General features: G+C 75.5%; 1 pseudogene. It reads left to right on the top strand.

Annotated elements, in window-relative coordinates:
• A pseudogene (locus PV721_RS43720) lies at window positions 1-435 on the top strand (FAD-binding oxidoreductase); the annotation flags it as partial.
• Window positions 436-572: the final 137 nt, after the last annotated feature.

Here is a 572-nt window from a genome sequence, read left to right as displayed (position 1 = left end):
CTCCTCCCCGACGACCCCCGCGCGGCCCGCCTGGCGGCAGCCGTCCGTACCTTCGCCGAGGTCCTGGAGGAGTACGCCCCGCACTGGCGGCCGCCCCGCCTCGACCGCGCGGTGGCCGGGCAGACCCACTGCCACCAGCACGCGGTCCTCGGCGACGCGGCGGACCGGCGGCTGCGCGAGCGCGCCGGCCTCGTGGGCGAGCTCAGCGGCGGCTGCTGCGGTCTGGCGGGGAACTTCGGCTTCGAGCCGGGCCACCACGAGGTGTCGGTGGCCTGCGCGGAGGAACAGCTGCTCCCCGCGCTGCGCGCGGCCGGTCCGGACGCCGTGATCCAGGCGGACGGTTTCTCGTGCCGCACCCAGATCGCCCAGTTGGGCGGGGTCCGGGCCCGCCACCTGGCGGAACTCCTGGCCGAGGGCCTGGCGGCGGACCTGTAAGGCACGATCTGTAAGGCAAGACCCGGCTCGACACTCCTTACGGAACGCGTAATCTGGAGAAATGCCCGCACCTTCCGCATCCCCCTCCCCGTCGCCCTCGCCGGCCGCCACGGCGGCCGGCGAGGGCGACGGGGAGG

The sequence above is a fragment of the Streptomyces sp. MB09-01 genome (assembly GCF_033794505.1).
Taxonomy (GTDB): Bacteria; Actinomycetota; Actinomycetes; order Streptomycetales; family Streptomycetaceae; genus Streptomyces.
This window is presented reverse-complemented; position numbering and strand designations above follow the sequence as displayed.